The sequence below is a fragment of the Streptomyces sp. NPDC054872 genome, assembly GCF_053610705.1.
In genome coordinates, this window is record NZ_JBSGYY010000013.1 from 90604 (window position 1) to 107284 (window position 16681).

The 16681-nt window shown below is 65.5% G+C and carries 13 protein-coding genes and 6 pseudogenes; 11 read left to right on the top strand and 8 right to left on the bottom strand.

Going from position 1 to position 16681, the window contains the following annotated elements; all coding sequences use genetic code 11:
- Positions 1–16 precede the first annotated feature (16 nt).
- Positions 17–1094: pseudogene (locus ACWGIH_RS18005) on the top strand (IS630 family transposase).
- Here the strand turns inward: ACWGIH_RS18005 and ACWGIH_RS18010 are convergent.
- Both ACWGIH_RS18010 and ACWGIH_RS18015 read right to left on the bottom strand, forming a co-directional pair.
- Entirely contained in the window at positions 1091–1789 is a 699-nt protein-coding gene (locus ACWGIH_RS18010) for a DUF5701 family protein (RefSeq protein WP_453445352.1), read from the bottom strand. The pseudogene ACWGIH_RS18005 and the gene ACWGIH_RS18010 sit on opposite strands and share 4 nt — an antisense overlap.
- Before the next feature lie 127 nt (positions 1790–1916).
- On the bottom strand, positions 1917–2915 hold the full coding sequence (locus ACWGIH_RS18015) for an ArsR/SmtB family transcription factor (RefSeq protein ID WP_453445354.1): 999 nt from the start codon (positions 2913–2915) through the stop codon (positions 1917–1919).
- A 59-nt stretch (positions 2916–2974) separates the two neighbouring features.
- Here ACWGIH_RS18015 and ACWGIH_RS18020 point away from each other — a divergent pair, with 59 nt between their 5' ends.
- On the top strand, positions 2975–4180 hold the full coding sequence (locus tag ACWGIH_RS18020; RefSeq protein ID WP_453445356.1) for an MFS transporter: 1206 nt from the start codon (positions 2975–2977) through the stop codon (positions 4178–4180).
- A gap of 199 nt (positions 4181–4379) precedes the next feature.
- Positions 4380–5197 (top strand): IS5 family transposase gene (locus ACWGIH_RS18025; protein ID WP_453445358.1). Its coding sequence is split into 2 segments (ribosomal slippage): positions 4380–4715 and positions 4718–5197, totalling 816 coding nucleotides; the frame shifts between segments, so codons are not numbered across the junction.
- A gap of 6 nt (positions 5198–5203) precedes the next feature.
- Here the strand turns inward: ACWGIH_RS18025 and ACWGIH_RS18030 are convergent.
- The 3 genes from ACWGIH_RS18030 to ACWGIH_RS18040 form a co-directional block, all read right to left on the bottom strand.
- Complete coding sequence (locus tag ACWGIH_RS18030) at positions 5204–6763, bottom strand: FAD-dependent monooxygenase (protein ID WP_453445360.1); 1560 nt, start codon at positions 6761–6763, stop codon at positions 5204–5206.
- Positions 6764–7439: 676 nt separating this feature from the next.
- Positions 7440–8342 (bottom strand): transketolase family protein, encoded by a 903-nt coding sequence (locus ACWGIH_RS18035; protein ID WP_453445362.1) that lies wholly within the window; start codon positions 8340–8342, stop codon positions 7440–7442.
- 22 nt (positions 8343–8364) lie between these two features.
- Positions 8365–9063, bottom strand: coding sequence for a transketolase (locus tag ACWGIH_RS18040; protein ID WP_453445364.1), 699 nt, complete (start codon positions 9061–9063; stop codon positions 8365–8367).
- A gap of 53 nt (positions 9064–9116) precedes the next feature.
- Here ACWGIH_RS18040 and soxR point away from each other — a divergent pair, with 53 nt between their 5' ends.
- Both soxR and ACWGIH_RS18050 read left to right on the top strand, forming a co-directional pair.
- Complete coding sequence (gene soxR / locus ACWGIH_RS18045) at positions 9117–9596, top strand: redox-sensitive transcriptional activator SoxR (protein ID WP_453445366.1); 480 nt, start codon at positions 9117–9119, stop codon at positions 9594–9596.
- A gap of 143 nt (positions 9597–9739) precedes the next feature.
- A pseudogene (locus ACWGIH_RS18050) lies at positions 9740–10834 on the top strand (IS630 family transposase); the annotation flags it as partial.
- Between the two features lie 9 nt (positions 10835–10843).
- On the opposite strand, the pseudogene ACWGIH_RS18055 reads toward ACWGIH_RS18050, so the two are convergent.
- Both ACWGIH_RS18055 and ACWGIH_RS18060 read right to left on the bottom strand, forming a co-directional pair.
- Positions 10844–11171 (bottom strand): annotated as a pseudogene (locus tag ACWGIH_RS18055) (hypothetical protein).
- Positions 11172–11227: 56 nt separating this feature from the next.
- Entirely contained in the window at positions 11228–12097 is an 870-nt protein-coding gene (locus tag ACWGIH_RS18060) for an IS5 family transposase (protein ID WP_453445368.1), read from the bottom strand.
- Between the two features lie 474 nt (positions 12098–12571).
- On the opposite strand from ACWGIH_RS18060, the gene ACWGIH_RS18065 reads away from it, so the two are divergent.
- The 3 genes and pseudogenes from ACWGIH_RS18065 to ACWGIH_RS18075 all read left to right on the top strand — a co-directional run.
- Complete coding sequence (locus ACWGIH_RS18065) at positions 12572–13072, top strand: hypothetical protein (protein WP_453445370.1); 501 nt, start codon at positions 12572–12574, stop codon at positions 13070–13072.
- Positions 13069–13452: a GntR family transcriptional regulator gene (locus ACWGIH_RS18070; RefSeq protein ID WP_453445372.1), complete on the top strand. Its 384-nt coding sequence runs from the start codon at positions 13069–13071 to the stop codon at positions 13450–13452. Before ACWGIH_RS18065 ends, ACWGIH_RS18070 begins: the two co-directional genes overlap by 4 nt.
- A gap of 203 nt (positions 13453–13655) precedes the next feature.
- Positions 13656–13790, top strand: a pseudogene (locus tag ACWGIH_RS18075) (IS256 family transposase); the annotation flags it as partial.
- 33 nt (positions 13791–13823) lie between these two features.
- Here ACWGIH_RS18075 and ACWGIH_RS18080 read toward each other — a convergent pair.
- Positions 13824–14394, bottom strand: a pseudogene (locus ACWGIH_RS18080) (IS630 family transposase); the annotation flags it as partial.
- Positions 14395–15151: 757 nt separating this feature from the next.
- Between ACWGIH_RS18080 and ACWGIH_RS18085 the strand changes: the two are divergent.
- The 3 genes and pseudogenes from ACWGIH_RS18085 to ACWGIH_RS18095 form a co-directional block, all read left to right on the top strand.
- Positions 15152–15304 (top strand): hypothetical protein, encoded by a 153-nt coding sequence (locus ACWGIH_RS18085; protein WP_453445373.1) that lies wholly within the window; start codon positions 15152–15154, stop codon positions 15302–15304.
- Between the two features lie 394 nt (positions 15305–15698).
- Positions 15699–16457: a DUF4190 domain-containing protein gene (locus ACWGIH_RS18090; protein ID WP_453510418.1), complete on the top strand. Its 759-nt coding sequence runs from the start codon at positions 15699–15701 to the stop codon at positions 16455–16457.
- 64 nt (positions 16458–16521) lie between these two features.
- Positions 16522–16672, top strand: a pseudogene (locus ACWGIH_RS18095) (IS5/IS1182 family transposase); the annotation flags it as partial.
- Between the last annotated feature and the right edge of the window lie 9 nt (positions 16673–16681).

The window sequence follows — 16681 nt, forward strand, 5'->3', positions numbered from 1 at the left end:
TTCTGAGTCGGGAATCCTGCCCAGATGTGTAGGCTCGGCGAAGACTGGGCGGCCGAAGGCCGAGTTGACGGTGCCGGAGGAAGAACGCGCGGTGCTGGAGGGGTGGGTGCGGCGTCGCTCCACGCCGCAGGCGTGGACTTTGCGGTGTCGAATCATCCTGGACTGTGCAACGGGTGCGTCGAACAAGGATGTTGCCGCCCGGCTTGGCTCGACGCCGCATGCGGTGGGGCGGTGGTGGGCGCGGTTCGTCGAGCATCGGACTGCCGGGCTTGGTGACATGCCGCGTTCCGGTGGCCCTCGGACGATTACCAACGAGCAGGTCGCGGCACTGAACCAAGACTTTGGAGTCGACCCCGAAGGACGCCACACACTGGTCAACACGGTCGATGGCCAAGGAGTTGGGACTGTCGCAGTCGAGTGTCTCGCTCATCTGGCGGGCCTTCGGTCTGCAACCCCACCGCAGCGAGACGTTCAAGCTGTCCACCGATCCGCACTTCGTCGACAAGGTCCATGATGTGGTCGGCCTTTACCTCGACCCGCCCGAGCGGGCACTGGTGTTCTGCGTGGACGAGAAGTCGCAGATCCAGGCCCTGAATCGCTCTCAGCCGGTACTGCCGATGATGCCCGGGGTGCCCCGCCGCATGACCCTCGTACGGGCGGGCACCACCACCCTGTTTGCCGCGCTCGAGGTCGCCACCGGCAAGGTGATTGCCTCACTCCACCGTCGGCACCGCGCCGAGGAGTTCAACAAGTTCCTCGTCAAACTCGACCACGAGATCCCGCAGGGCCTGGACGTCCACCTGGTACTGGACAACTACGCCACCCACAAGACCCCGGCCATCAAAGACCTGGCTACTGGCGCAGCCGTGCTTCCATCTGCACTTCACGCCAACGGGACTGGTGGAGCGGTGTTCGCGGAGCTGACGAACAAGCGGATACGACGAGGCATCCACCAGTCCGTCCAGGCACTGGAGAACGACATCCGGTCCTGGATCGCCAGATGGAACACCGACCCGAAACCCTACGTCTGGACCAAGACCGCAGACGAGATCCTCAAGCGCCTCGCCGGTTATCGGAACAGAACAGAAGACTAGGACGTGCGGCCCGTGGTCGATGCGAAGCCCAGCCAGGTGTGGCGGTTGTTCCACCAGCACCAGCCGACCTTCGGGGCGTTGCGCCGCTCGCGGCCGTCCCGGCCCGTGCCGTTGCTGATCCAGATCGCCGGCGTACGGGCGTCGAAGTCGCCCTTCGCCTTGCGCAGCCGGGAGCCGATCGTCATGAAGCAGAGGTTGCGCTCCAGCGCGGCCGGCTGCTGCAGCACCCAGTGGATGCCCTCGCTGAGCGTGAGGGGAGTTCGGTCCTCCTTGGTGAGTGCGGGAAGGGCTTCCTCCGGGCTCCAGTTGGACATGTGGTCGCCGCGGTCGATACCGCTCACCAGATAGAGCGGGGCCTCGGGCACCTCGACCGCGCCGGCCGGTGCGAAGTCGTCGACGTCGGGCATGTCGACGACCACGAAGCCGGGCTTGTCGCCGCGACGGAGCAGTGGAGCGAGGGCCGAGGCGGGGGCGCGGTCCGGGTGGACGGCGAGCAGCGTGTAACCGTCGGCGTCGCCATCCGTGCACTTCTCGGCGAAGGCGCGCAGTTCGCCGGCGGGGATCCCCGAGATTTCGTGCACGCCGAGCTCGATCAGACGCTGGGCCTGGACGGCGAGCGGTGGGAGAGCGGTCACGGTGGACGATGACTCGGGCACGGTACTCCTTGGATCGGCGTATGCGGGACCGGCGTACATGGGGCCGGTGCAGCGGGTTAGAGCGCCAGTTGAGGCGTACGCGACGGCGGTCGGCGTGCGGCAATGAATAGAACGACTCAGAAGACTAGGCGCAATGCTGTCGCTTTAGCGGGCCGCCCGGCGGCGTTCATCTGGCCACCAGGGCCGCGCCCAGCGGCGTGAGCTCGTAGCGGACGGCCCGGCCGACGCGAGTGCGTGTGATGAGGCCAGCGTCGCGCAGCACCGCCAGGTGGCTGCCGACGGTGCCGAGGCTCAGGCCGAGTTGGGCGACCAGCTGCGTCGTCGTTGCGGGCACGTCCAGCGCACGCAGCACGTCCGCACGGTGCGGGCCGACCAGGCGGCTCAGGGCGTCGTCGCCCGGTGCATGCGCCCCAGGGCCGAGCAGGTCCGCGATGCCCCGGGCGGGGTAGACCAGGGCGTAGGGCCATGGAGGCTCGACGTAGCTGATCAGAGTGCCGAACACCGTCGGCATCAGCAGCAGGCCCTTGCCGGCCAGCCGGTGCCGGTCGCATTCGGTACGCGAGCCCGTGCGGACCTCGATGGTCCCGGCCTGTCCCTCGGAGCGCCAGCTCACCCTGGGGTCGAGGTCGGACAGCGCTATGGCCCAGCCGTACATCGCCAGTTGCCCGGCGCGGCGGACGAGGTCGCGCTCCAGCACCGTGCGCAGCCGCGGCCAGTCTGGCTCGACCAATGTCTGCCAGCTCGCCTCGAGTGCATCGGCGAGCTGGGTGACCACGTTCGGCGCGTCGAGGATGCGCTGCACGTGGCGTGGCGGTGGCCGCAGTCCCTCCAGGTTGCGGGCCAGTTCTAGGCGTGCACGACGCAGGGGTGTGGCGCGCACGGCGGCCAGCTCGGCGGCGAAGTCGCCCCCTGGGCCCGACGGCGGCGGGTGGATGAAGTCGGCGTTGTAGTTGTTGCGACGGAACAGCGCCGTCAGCGCCGCGACTGCGGGCACCTGTCGGCGTAGTTGCTCGTATCGGGGCGCGATGCGCTCGGCCCACGGTCGGAGCGGGCCGGCGGCCTGCACGCCGGCTGCGACGCGCAGTGCCTGCATTGCCTCGCCCAGCGGCGAGATGGCGTAGCGGGTATGCGCCACGTCGACGGGTCCCACCTCGATGGCCAGCATGTTTTGCCTCCACGCGAAAGCATAGTCACCGCAGCCTGGCTGCCGTGATGCTGTCGGCCATGACCACCACGCCCGTCGCGCCAGGCCAGGCCACCTACCGCGAAGTGTTCGCTGTGGGCCAGTTCCGCGTGCTGTTCGGCAGCTACACGCTCTTTCTGATCGGTGAGACGGTGCGAATGCTTGCACTGTCCGTGATCGTCTACGCGGCGACCGGGTCGCCGCTGACGTCGGCGCTGGCGTATGCGGCAGGTTTCCTGCCCTATGCGCTGGGCGGCACGCTGCTGCTGGCTTTCGCCGACCGCTGGCCCCCGCGCACCGTCATGATCGGCTACGAGGTGCTGCGCACCGCCGTCAGCGTCGTGCTCGCCACCGGCCTACTGCCGGTGCCGGCCATGCTGGCGCTGGTGTTCGTCACGGGTGTGCCCAGCGCCGTCGCCTCTGCTTCGCGCACCGCCCTTCTGCCCGACTTGTTGGACGGCGATCGTTACGTGCTCGGCCGTGCCGTCTTCTCCATGGCGGCCGGCAGCACGCAGGTGCTCGGCTTCGCCGCCGGCGGCATGCTGATCGCCGCTGTCGGCGCGCCAGGCGCACTCTGGATCACCGCCGCGACCTGCCTGGCCTCGGCAGGCCTGCTGCAACTGCGCCTGTCCCACCATCCACGCCGCCGCACCGGCGCCTCGGCCAGCATCAGGGAGACCTGGCAGGTGAACCGGGCGCTGCTGTGCCGGCCCGCGGTCCGGGCGCTGCTGCTGGCGCAATGGCTGGCACCGGCGTTGATGGTCGGCGCCGAGGGCGTACTGGTCCCGTACGCCGCGCAGCTCAGCGCGCCTGACACGGCCGGTCTGCTGTTCGCAGCGGTTGCCGCAGGTATGTTCGCCGGCAACCTGATCGTCGGCCGCCTGGTGCGCCCTGCGGGCCGGGAGCGGCTGGCTCGCCCCCTGGCGCTTGCGCTCGGATTGCCGCTGCTGGGGTTCGTGCTACGCCCCGCACCGGGATACGCTGCCATCCTGCTGGCGGTGTCCGGTTTCGGCGTCGCCTACCAGCTCGCACTGGCCCGCAGGTTCCTCGACGCGGTGCCCGAGGCGCAGCGTGGTCAGGCGTTCGGCCTGCTGCTGACCGGAACGATGACGCTGCAGGGCCTGGCCGCTGCAGCCGGAGGCGCGCTGGGCGAAGTCGCGGCCCCGGCGCTGGTCGTCACACTGGCCGGCGCGGCCTCGGCCATCGCCGCCCTGATGTCCTGGCGAACGCTGTCGCCCACACCCTGAAAGCCCTTCATCACACCGTCGGGGCCGACCGGCCGACGGCATCCGCCGGTGTGCGGGGGCGGGGCACGGCAGCGGCCTGCCCAGTGGCGGGGGCCGGAAACGGAGCGGAATCCACCGCGCCAGTCCCCGACCCTATTACTGGCTCTAACAAAAGCGGTTGATCATGTGACTGTTTGCTTGTCGGCTCGTTGGTCTGAGTATGGGGAACCGTCAGCCGCGACCTTGGATCGTGTCGGACGAACTGTGGTCGCTCATCGAGCCGTTACTGCCTAAGCCCGCTCCGAAGCAGGTCGAGGGCAGACCGCGAGTACCGGACCGGCAAGCCCTGTGCGGGATCCTCTTCGTCCTGCACACCGGTATCCAATGGGAGTACCTGCCCCAGGAGTTGGGCTTCGGCTCGGGAATGACCTGCTGGCGGCGCCTGGCCGCCTGGAACGAGGCGGGCGTCTGGGACGAGTTGCACGCGGTGCTGCTGGAGAAGCTGAGGTCGAAGAACCAGCTGGACTGGTCCCGGGCGGTGATCGACTCCTCGCATGTGCGGGCGGCCCGGCGGGGCCCAAAAGCGGTCCCAGCCCGGTCGACCGCGCACGGCCGGGCAGCAAGCACCACATCGTCACCGACGGCCAGGGCACCCCACTCGCGGTGACGCTGACCGGCGGAAACCGCCACGACGTTACGCAGTTGCTGCCCCTGCTGGACAAGATTCCGGCGGTGGCGGGCGTGGCCGGCCGCCCCAGGCGCAGACCCGATGCTCTGCTCGCTGACCGTGCCTACGACCACGACAAGTACCGTCGGCTGCTCTGGCAGCGCGGCATTCGCCCGGTGATCGCCGAACGAGGCGTCGAACACGGCTCTGGCCTGGGCGTTTTCCGTTGGGTGGTGGAGCGCACGATCGCCTGGCTGCATGGCTTTCGACGGCTGCGGATCCGTTGGGAGCGACGCGATGACATCCACGAGGCCTTCCTCGGCCTCGCCACCTGCCTGATCACCCACCGACACGTCCAACGTCTTTGTTAGCGCCTTTTAGTCGACGGGGTGCGTTGCAGCTTTCGAGGGTGTGCCGAACCAGTAAGAGAGTGCTTCTTGCAGTGTGGGCGCGGCGGTGTCGGCTGGTTCGTCGGTGGTTGCGGCCCAGGCGATGTGGGCGTCGGGCCGGATGAGGATGGCATCAGCTGGTCGATGATCCGTTTTGGCCATGCGGATGTCGATGCGATGCTGCCAGTCTCGGGCGGCTTCGCGGAGGTCCGCGCGATCAGCGAGATCGATAAGAACGGGCCGTGCGGTGTGCATGAGTTCCGCGATGCTGGTTGTGCCCTGGTCGGTGTGCAGGGTGAGGTCGGGTGCGAAGGAGCCGGTCAAGGCATGCTGATTGGGGTTGGCTGCCGGGTAGCGGATGTCGGTGCCGGCGATGAGAGACCCGATGCGGCGTAGTGGCTGCTCGTCGGCGAACAGTTCTACGAAGATTTCCCTCAGTGCCTCGGCGGCCTGGTCTTGTCCACGTCGCAGGGCTACTTGAGCTTGAGTGTGGAGCAGTGTTCGGGCGCCGGCGAAGTGACGTTCATGGTGATAAGTGTCCAGCAGACCGGCCGACTCCCGGCCGTGGATGTCGGCAGCCAGCTTCCATGCAAGGTTGACCGCGTCGAGCATGCCGGCGTTAAGGCCCACGCCCGTTGCCGGGAAGAGATGGGCTGCGTCACCGGCCAGCAGGATCCGCCCCTCGCGGTACTGGTCGGCCTGTCGAGCCTGGAACTGGTAGCGCGACAGCCTGCGTGGTTCTCCCAGGGGGAAAGCCGCACCGAGCACGCGGTGGATACTGTCCCCCAGCTCGGTCGGCGTCATCGGTACGTCATCATCGACTGCGCGCACTTCGTCCTCGGTGGTGGAGACCATGAGAACTTCTGGGGTGAGCCATCCGAACCCGAAGACACCGCGGTCTGTCCGGGTGAAGGCCCCGGCGCGCACCCTGCCCAGGCCGGGGACATCGAGGTCGCCGTTATCCAGTCGGGTTACCGAATCGGCCAAGGTTACCTGGCCCAGTCGATTGACCTCCGGATATGTGGTGCCGGCGAACGGGATGCACGCTCTGTCACGGATGCTGCTACGCCCACCGTCGCAGCCCACCAGGTAACGGGCTGTTACCTGGTGGGGCCCGCCATGGCCATGCACCTCCGCAGTCACCGTGGTGGCGTTCTGGCTGACCCCGACAACCTCTTGCCCCCGGCTTACCTGGGCGCCGAGTTCGCGTGCCCGTTCCTCGAGTAGACGCTCGAGGTGCGGTTGGGGAAGCGTCAGCCCCCGCAGCGGGGGCTCTGGCAGGGACGAGAAGTCCACATGGATCCCGCCGAACGGGTAGCGAGGAGCTGGATGGCTGGGTCCGGTACACGCTGCTTCAAAACGGTCTAGCAGACCTCGGTAGCGCAGCAGTTCCAGGATCTGTCCGCCAAGGCCGTTGGCCTTGGGAATCTCTAGGGGCTGCGGCTGCCGTTCGAGTAGCAACGGCCGTACACCGGCCAGGCGCAGTTCACAGGCCAGCATCAGGCCGGTCGGGCCGGCGCCCACAATGATCACATCGGCGTCGATCACTGACCACCCTCCTCGCATTTCTTTGTCGCGTTCCGGCCGGGCCGGGGCGTCTGCGGCAACACCTGCACTCGTTACTCCTGTCGCAGTTCTGGCTTAGGCGAGAGATTCTGCGGCACACTACGGGTCTTGCCGCAAGCCCCCCGGTGCGCTATAAGTTGAGAGTGGCGAGGAGCAGTAGCTCCTCGCCTTTGCTATTTGTTTCCCTCCTCGGCTCGATGTCCAATGCTTTGTGGTCCAGGCCGAGCTGGGCCCGTAGCGACCTGCGCCACCAGTGCGCGGGCCTCGTGGCGATCTCTTCGTGACGAGACCGGGCCGGTACCGGCGACTTCGGGGTGATCACGAGAACGCCGGAGCCCTGGGTGCCCGCCGAGCTCGGATACGACTGGGCATGACTGTCAGCGATCGCTGAGAAACAGCACATCGCGCCCGGTGCGATCCGGCTGGGGTACCACCGATTCCCAGAAGTCGTGGCAGACGAGCAGGGTGAGTACCGAGCAGTACGACGCGTACGGGGGAAGAGCTGTCTGTCCTGCATCAGCTGGCATCAGAGTGAGTGGTGGCACGATGTGCGGTGGCTGGCCTTACGTCAGAGTGCAAGGCCAGCCACGTTGATCGGGTACTGCGTGGCCAATAAAGTGGTCGTCGGTCTGATCACCGCATTATCGGCAGCTATTTTTCACGCACCTTTGATGAAAGCGCGGATCCGGCGTCGCAGGCCGGCCGCGTCCAGTCCGTGCGCGGTGACATGTTCTTGCCAGGTGCCGTAGCGGCGCAGCTCTGCGTGCGCGGTGCCCAGGGGGAGAATACGGTGGGGTATGTCCTGGAGGGCCTCGTTGGCGAAGGGCACGGATGTGCCAGCCAGATACGGTTCGATCAAGACCACATCGGTTGAGTCGGTGCCCGATATAGCCGTCCGTAGCCCGGCCGCGTCAAAGGGGCGAATCGTTGAGGCGTAGAGCACGGTCAGGTCCAGCCCCTTTACTGCTTCAAGGGTGGCGTCGAGCAGTGGGCCTACCGCGACCACGACCCCAGCGCGGCCTTCGCGCAGGACGCGGAAGTGGCCCGGGGAGACCGGTTGGGCGGTTCGGTTGGACTGTTCGCTGAGGCGTACATACACCTGGTTGTCGGCGGCAGCGGCGTGCCGGATCAGTGCTTCTGCTTCGTCCGGGTGGCCCGGTACGTGCATGGTCCAGCTGTCGAGGGTGTCGAGGAGGGCGATGTCGCCAGGGGCCTGGTGGGTGCGGCCACCAGCGGAAATGTCGTAGGAGGCGCCGGAGCTGACTACTACCGCCCCCGCAGCCTGGTGGCTCAGGTCCAGCTTGACCTGCTCGAAGGGGCGCTCGATAAGGAAGCTGGCGAAGGTATGGACGATGGGCCGCATCCCGGTCAGCGCCATGCCGCCCGCGACACTGATGAGCAGCTGCTCGCGGATGCCGACGTCGATGATGCGGTCGGGGTGTGCACTGCGGGCATCCTTGAAGCGGTCGCTGGAAATGACTGCCAGTACGACGGCAAGGCGGGGGTCTTCTTCGAGAAGGCGGTTAGTGACGTCTGTGAAGCGCTCACGCATGGTGTCCATCGGAGATGGTTCTTCCAATCTTTCAGTACTTGCGCTCGACGCGGGCGATGACGGCGTGCGGTCGCCCGGGGTGCGGTGTGGTGAATGCGTGGTGGAGCGCTTCGTGGTCACGCCCGTCCACAGTCATGGCCGACCAGCCCTCGGTGGCGAACCGCGAGGCGAGACCGCCGCGCCAGCCGAGCTTGTCGGAGTCGTTGTCGATCGCGACGACGTTAAGGCTCTCCAGTCCGGTCGCTCCAGCGAATGCGAGTGCCTCGTGATTGCTGCCTTCGTCCATCTCTGCGTCGCCGACCAGCACCCATACGGCGCTGTCGGGATGCCCTTGCGCGCGCAGCCCCAGTGCGGTGCCTACGGCGAGCGGCAGCCCGTGGCCCAGTGAGCCAGAGCCGATCTCTACACCAGGGACCAGCATCCGATCTGGGTGGTGTCCGAGTGGGGAATCGAAGGCACCAAAGGTCGGCAGCCACTCCTCGGGGATGAAGCCCTTTGCGGTGAGTACCGCGTAGTACGCCATCGGACCGTGCCCCTTGGACAGCAGGAAGCGGTCCCGATCGGCGGCGTCCGCGGTCTGCGGGGTCACCTGAAGCACCCGGTCGTAGAGCACCCAAAGAGCATCGATGGTGGACGTGGCTGCGGGGCCATGCTTCTCATCACCCGTCATTAGCGACATCAGCCGCCGCAGATCGTCAAAGCCCATGGTGTCTGTGCTGGTCAAGGTCATGACGGGAGTATGCAATTTAAAGTCCACTTGAAGTCAAGCGATACCATCGGAGCATGAGCCACCCCGCATCGCGCAACAATCGACTCACCATCGGCGAGCTTGCCGCCCGCAGCGGCATCGCCACCTCGGCACTGCGCTACTACGAGGACCTCGGCCTTATCCGTGCCGAGCGCAGCGACGGCAGACAACGCCGTTACCCACACGTCATGTTGCGCCGCGTCGCGTTCATTCGCGCCGCTCAGCGCGTCGGACTGTCCCTGGAAGAGGTCCGAACCGCCCTCGCCCGGCTCCCTGAGGAACGTGCTCCCAACGCCACCGAGTGGAACGCCGTTGCCCGAGCCTGGACTGGCCGAATCGATGAGCAGATAGCCGAACTGGAACGGCTCAAGCGCAAACTCACCGGCTGTATCGGCTGCGGCTGTCTCTCGCTGCGCAAATGCGGTCTCTACAACCCAGAGGACACCGCGGCCAATAACGGCCCAGGCGCCCGGTACCTCCTCGGCGATGAGCCCCCCACACCCAGTCGAGCCTGAACGGACCGGCTCAGCACGCAAGTGCCCTGGGCTTCGAAGGGCGCGCCGCATCCACGGCGTACCCACCGAGAGCGCGCGGAGTCGATCTCTAGGTCTGGCAGCGGCCTAGTGAGCTGCGCCGGAGATCCGTCGTTGGTTTGTGTATGACTGCTTCTGCTGAGGTGCCGGTGCCTCGTCGTGGTCCGAAGTTGGAACCGTTGTTGTTGTCCTCTGATGAGCGTGTGGTGTTGGAGCGTTGGGCCCGCAGGGCGTCATCGGCGCAGGCAGTGGCCTTGCGGGCCCGCATCGTGTTGGCGTGCCGGTGCTGATGTGCCGCCGATTGTCGTGGTGGCGCGGGAGTTACATATCGCGGCGGACACCGTCCGCAAGTGGCGTCGCCGGTTTCTCGCTGCCCGCCTGGACGGGCTGGTGGACGAGCCCCGGCCGGGCCGGCCGCCCAGCATCAGCGTGGACCAGGTGGAGACGGTAGTGGTCCGCACCTTGGAAGAGATCCCGAAGAACGCCACCCGCTGGTCTCGTGCGTCCATGGCCGACCGCAGTGGCTTGGCGAAATCGGTGGTGGGCCCAATCTGGCGACGGTTCCACCTCAAGCCGCACCTGCGCGACACGTTCAAGCTCTCGACGGACCCGCTGTTCGCCGAGAAGGTCTACGACGTCTTGGGACTGTATTTCAACCCGCCCAAGGGCGCAGCTGTGCTGTCGGTGGACGAGAAGTCCCAGGTTCAGGCGGTGGACCGCTCGCAGCCGGTGCTGTCGATGATGCCGGGCATACCCGAGCGCTGAACCGATGACTATGTCCGCAACGGTCTGAGTCCCTTGTTCGCGGCCTCCGATGTTGCGACCGGTGAAGTCATCACCTCCTTGCACCGCCGGCACCGGGCTGCAGAGTTCAAGTAGGGATGTGGTCCCCGGATACCTGCAAGTTCACTTGATCTGCGACAACTACGGCACCCACAAGACGCCAGCCATCAAGACATGGCTCACCAAACACCCACGGTTTCACCTGCACTTCACACCTACCGGCTCTTCCTGGATCAACCAGGTGGAGCGATGGTTCGACTTCCTCGCGGACCAGAAGATCCGCCGCGGCGCGCACAAGGGCGTGCGTTCACTCAAGGCCGACATCCGGGCCGGGGTCAAACAGTGGAACGAGAGCCCGACCCCGTTCACCGGACCAAGACAGCCGAGTCCTCGACTCACTCGCCCGCTTCTGCCAACGGATCTCCGGCGCAGGGCTAGGCCGTGTTTTAGAAGTCGGTGTCCCGTTTGGCTGGGTGACCTGGAATGTTGCGTGCAGCCAGCCAGACGATGAGGTCAAGTGCGATGCGGCTGATGTCAGTTTCGGTGTGAACCTTGTGCTTGACGGGCGGGGTTACTGCGGACGATCTCGTATCCGCCCTCTTCCAGGACGGCCACAGACGCGAACCAGGCGGGATCGTCCGTGTCGGGTTCGATGACAATGAACGTGTTGTCCGTGCCGTCGAGTGCACTGATCATCGCGAACAAAGCGTCCTCGGAAGCACCCTCGATGTGATCGCCGTTCTCGCTGACCACGCCGTAGCCTCTGGCCCCCATCGGATGATCCTCTCCCCGGTTCGGCAACCGATCAGGTCAGCATCGTATGGGGTCGACTACAGCCACTCGTTGATCGCTGCCACCTGGACAACCGCCAGGTATCGCACGGCCAGCTTGTCGAACCGCGTGGCCACGGCCCGGTTGCGCTTGAGCCGGTTGATCCCGCACTCGACGGCGTGGCGGGCTTTGTAGTCTTCGCGGTCGAAGGACGGAGGCCGCCCGCCTGCTGACCCACGACGCCGGCGATGTCCTGCCTGACCAGCCGGTTCCGGAATGGTGCACCGGATGCCCCTCCGTCGCAGGTAGGCGCGGTTGGCCCGGGACGAGTAGGCCCAGTCACCCCGCACCCGCAGCGGTCGGACGCGAGGGCGTCCCGCGCCGGGCCGGGGTACGCGAATGGCTTCCAGCAGGGCGGCAAACTGCGGGCTGTCACCGCGCTGGCCGGCCGTGATCAGCACCGACAGCGGCCACTGCCCCTGCTCGCAGGCCAGATGAATCTTCGTCGTCCACCCGCCACGCGAGCGGCCCAGACCGTGGTCGTCGGGTTCGGGACTGCGTCCGCCCGGCGGTTGTTTCTGGTCGGGCCCGTCGCGCCGGGCACCGGCAGCGTGCTGATGGGCGCGGCAGATCGTGGAGTCGACGTTCACCTCCCACGTGATCAGCCCGGCCGCGTCAGCACGTGTCTGCAGGCTGGTGAGTACGTCCGCCCACACACCACTGCGCTGCCAGCGGCGGAAGAGCCCATAGACGGTCTGCCACGGCCCGTACTCGGCCGGGAGGTCCAGCCACGGCGCCCCCGTCCGCACCCGCCAACGAATCCCATCGATCAGCATTCGCCGATGCCAGGACGGACGACCCAGCACCACAACCGGCAACAACGGCTCAAGAACGGCCCATTGACCATCCGACAGATCCCCTCGCCCCACACCAGGATCATCACGGCACAGGACCAGGCACAGCAGCCACTTCTAAAACACGGCCTAGTTGAGGTGTCTGTCGAGAGTCGTTGATGTAGCATTGTCATGCAACATTGACACAATGAGCGAGGAGCTATGAATCTTTTCGCGACTATCCCGTACCTCATCGGCCTAGCTATGCTCCTGCCCCCGCAACGCTGGACCCTGGACCACCTCGCACCACACGCACGACGGGCCGCACGATGGCGGCAGGGCGTGATATTCCTCGGCCTGCTTGTTGCTATTTTGCTCCTTTGTCTACCTTTCCCCTCCGCTCGTGGGGAGTGGCTGGCAGGCCCGGTTTTTGGGGTCATCGTGCTCGCCAGTGTCCTCGCAAGAGAACTGCGCCTACAGCGGCCACTTGGGAGCGTGCGGTCGGCGACGTTGACGACACGGCAGGTACGCGACTACCTGCCTCGCGGACACCGGTCTCTGCTAGTTGTCATGCTTGTTAGCCTCGCCAACCTGGTCACGGTAATGACCGTCTTCGCGTTCTCGCAGCCAGTCGACGTGGAGGGCTGGGCGGTCATCGCCTGCGGCCAAATTGACCATCTAGTCCCAGTTGACTTGGTGATGTCGGCGACGGCTATCGCCATCGGCACCGTCATTATGAGCGCTGTGGCGTGCCTGTCTGTATTGCGGGTCATCGCCAATCGACCCCCAGCAACGGCAGGGCCCGGTAGTGAGGCTCTGGACACAGCTAGGCGGAAAATTACTAGCGCGACCGTCTTCTACGCTTGGAGCTGTCTGCTAGCGTCTTCACTTTGGACCGTTTCTGCACTCGCTGTCGGCCTTTTCGGCAACCTAGACGGGTACTGCACCGACTGGTGGCTGGCCCCACTACGTGTGTCCGTCACACTGACGATGGCAACGGGCGGTGCCGCTTTCGTTTATCTGCTCGCCAAATTGACCCAGCAGAGCCGCAATCAGTTGGTTCCAGCATGAAGTCACCTGCCGTACAAGTCGACACCGCCAGCGCCGTCCCCGCATACGAGCAAATCCGTGCACAGATAACAGACCTCGTTCTAGGGGGCCACCTCACTCGAGACGAGCGTCTCCCACCAGTCCGTCAGCTCGCCACAGACCTAGGGCTCGCAGTCGCTACGGTGGCCAGGGCCTACCGTGAACTAGAAGCCGCCGGAATGGTTACAAGCCGCCGGGGAGCAGGCACTCGGGTCAGCACTGAGGCACAGAGTGGGCCCGCTACTGACAAACAGCTGGTCCAGGCTGCTGAGAGATGCGTCGCCATCGGACGTCAAGTAGGTGCGGGCGACGAACAAATCCTCGCGGCCATTCGCCTCGCGCTCGCCGCGGCACCCCAATAGCGGACGCTGCCACGTGGGTCGGTCTGTCCCGAGGTCAACGACGCCTGAGCCGACAGGAAGTCGTGACCGCCGGCGAGCAATACTCATAACCCGTGGATCGGACTCGGGAAGGGGGCCTCGCGGAACGCGGAAGCCTTCCCAAGTGATCGACTCAAGGTCGTCGAGCAGGCCCGCTTTGCTGCGCGGCCTGGGAAGGCACGCCCGTGCTGAGCGTGGTCAACGAAGACGAAATAGCAGAGACCGGCTCCCTGATGGACGAGGGCGCCAGGCGGATGCTCGCCGCCGCCCTGGAGGCCGAAGATAACCAGTACATAGCCGAGTTGGTTGATCGGCAGGACCGAGGCTGGCCGCCACCTAGGTCCTGCGCCGGAGATCCGTCGACAGAAACGGGCGAGGGAGTCGAGGACTTCTTCGGCTGTCTTGGTCCAGATGAAGAGCCTATGGTCTTGGTTCCAGTCCTTGACCCAGGTCCGGATGTCGGTCTCCAGGCCCTTAATGTTCTTGCGTGCACTGAGGCGGATCATCTGGTGGGCCAGGTAGCCGAACCACCGCTCGACCTGGTTGATCCAGGAGGAGCCCGTCGGAGTGAAGTGCAGCTCGAACCGCGGGTGTTTGGCCAGCCAGGCCTTGATCGCGGGGTTTTGTGGGTGCCGTAGTTGTCCACGATCAGATGCACCTGCAGGTGGGCGGGCACCTCCTTGTCGATCCGGATCAAAAACTTTTTGAACTCCACGGCCCGGTGCCGAGGGTGCAGAGCACGGATCACCTCGCCCGAGGCGACATCGAAAGCGCGAACAACGTGGTCAGCCCGTTGCGCACATAGTCATGGGTGCGCCGCTCGGGCATGCCCGGCATCATCCGCAGCACCGACTGGGACCGGTCCAGGGCCTGGATCTGCGGCTTCTCATCCACCGACAGCACCACCGCCCCCTCGGGCGGGTCGTGGTCGCCGCACGTGCACGAGAACGCCATCGGGATCACGCTGCTGGATAAGGTGGCCGCCGACACCGCCGGCGTGGTGAAGAGCTGGGTCGATGCCGGGTTCAAGAACGCCGTCATCGAGCACGGCGGTCGCTGGGCATCGAAGCCGAGGTTGTATCGCGTGATCCGCAGACCAACGGGTTCGCCCGTTCCCGAAGGGCTGGGTGGCCGAGCAGACCTTCGGCACCCTCATGCTGCAGCGTCGGCGGGCCCGCGACTACGAGGCCCCGCCCGCCAGTTCGGCGTCCTGGATCCGCCGATGACCGACGTCACGGCCTGTCGGCTCACTGCCATGACGGCTCCCACCTGGCGCGACCCGGCCTCCGTCCGCTTCCCCGGGCCGGCACGAACAAGCGGGAGCAACCATGCACGCTGAGTCGAATTCCTGACCGTTGTCGGTCTGGATCTCTCCCCGGCGAACGGGAGTTTGGCTAACACGTGGTCGATGAACTGCACGGCGGTCTTCTGGTCCTTGCGCGGGTAGGCGCGCAGGACCCGGAGCCGAGTGCAGTCGTCGATGGCGGTGTACTGGTAGTAGCGCTTCTTGCGGCCTGTCTGGCCTAGGGGCTCGATGAACTTGACGTCTACTTGCAGCTGGTGGCCGGGCGTTGCTTCTCGTGGCGCTTCCTGCGGGTGGAGGGGCGCTTATAGCGCTGGCGTCCCGGCAGCCGGTTGAGGGACCTTCTTCAGGCGCGACATCCGCACAGAATCCGTGCGCATGGCCTCGCTGGACGGCAAGCTCGGACGCGACGCACCGCACGGCTTTCTCGACCGTGTGGCGCAGCCGACGACCTTGGTAGCGGTTCTGGCAACCGAAGGGAAAGTGCACTGGCCGTCGTCGATTCGTCTTCACGGATGGCAGGCAATGTGAAGGTTCGAGGGGCAAGGCGCTGACAATGTGAAGGAGTACCAACCGAATGATGGCGTAAATACGCCGAGTTGGTGCTCCCGGTCGAAATTATGTAGGGATCGGCAATTTCTCTCGTCCGATGTCCAGTATGGTTCTGTCGGTCACGGCGGTTAAATGTCTTGTGTATTGGTGGAGTTGACACCATTTTCCATCGATAACGCGCGAAGGGCCCGGTTCAGACGCAGGGTTGGTTCCGTTCTGCCTGCCTGGTGCTCAGTCATTCTGTAGCGCTCTGCTGCTCTCCTTTGGTCGACGTATTCGAAATGGACGCTGTCTGATCAATTGGTATTTTGCAACACGTGGCTACACGATGCCGTCCCAGAATTGTTTTATAGCCCGGAAAGGGTTTTCTCGTATGTCCCATCAGATGCAGTATCAGCAAGTGCCGCAGGGCGGGGCGGGATTCGGCCTCCCTGCGGCACGCAACGGTCTGGGTACCGCGGCCCTGGTCCTCGGCATTATTGGTACCGTCAGTGGTCTCCCGATGATCACGTTCTGGCTGGCCGGTCCACTTGGCCTGCTAGCCCTGATCTTCGGCATTGTGGGTACCGGACGGGTGAAGAAGGGCCAGGCCACCAATAAGGGCGTGGCAGTCACCGGCACCGTCCTGGGTGTCATATCGATTCTCCTGGCAGCTACCGGTCTTGTACTCACGTTGTGGGTATTCAACGAGGCAAAGGATGAAATCGAGAAGCAGACTGGCAACAACGTCACCGAAGACCTCGGTGCAGGCGAAGCGGCCGAGTACAACAACGGCCTCCACGTGACTGTCTCGAAGCCCAGCCTGTACACCGTCGACCCCAACACCCTCGTCTCCGGACACTCCGAGGGCAACGAGGCGTACAAGGTCACCATCACGCTCGAGAACACCGGCAAGGATGTTTTCGACAATCCCCTGACGACGACCAAGGCCCGGTCTGCCGGCACGGAGCTGGAGGAGGTCAACGACGACAAGCACGGCCTGCTGCACCACAACATCGGCGATTCCATCGCCCCTGGCAAGTCCGTCAACGTGGAAATGGTCTTCGACGCGCCGCCGTCCGCGAAGGATCTTGACATCACTGTGACGCCAGACCTGCTGCTTGATCCCGCGACATGGAAGCTGTCACTCTGACACCTCATTCGCGCAGCGGGCGGGGCGGAGAACTAGCAAGAACGATTCTTCGCCCCGCCTGATGGGCGAGTTCGCGGGGCTCTCACCGGTCGACCGCGGTAAGCAGACCTGAAACGCTCGGGTATGACGGGCGGCTACGGCATCCATTGGGATGTGTCCTGGCAGGCGCCAACCGCCACGACTACCCGCTGCTCATCTCGACCCTGGACCGCCTTTACGACCTC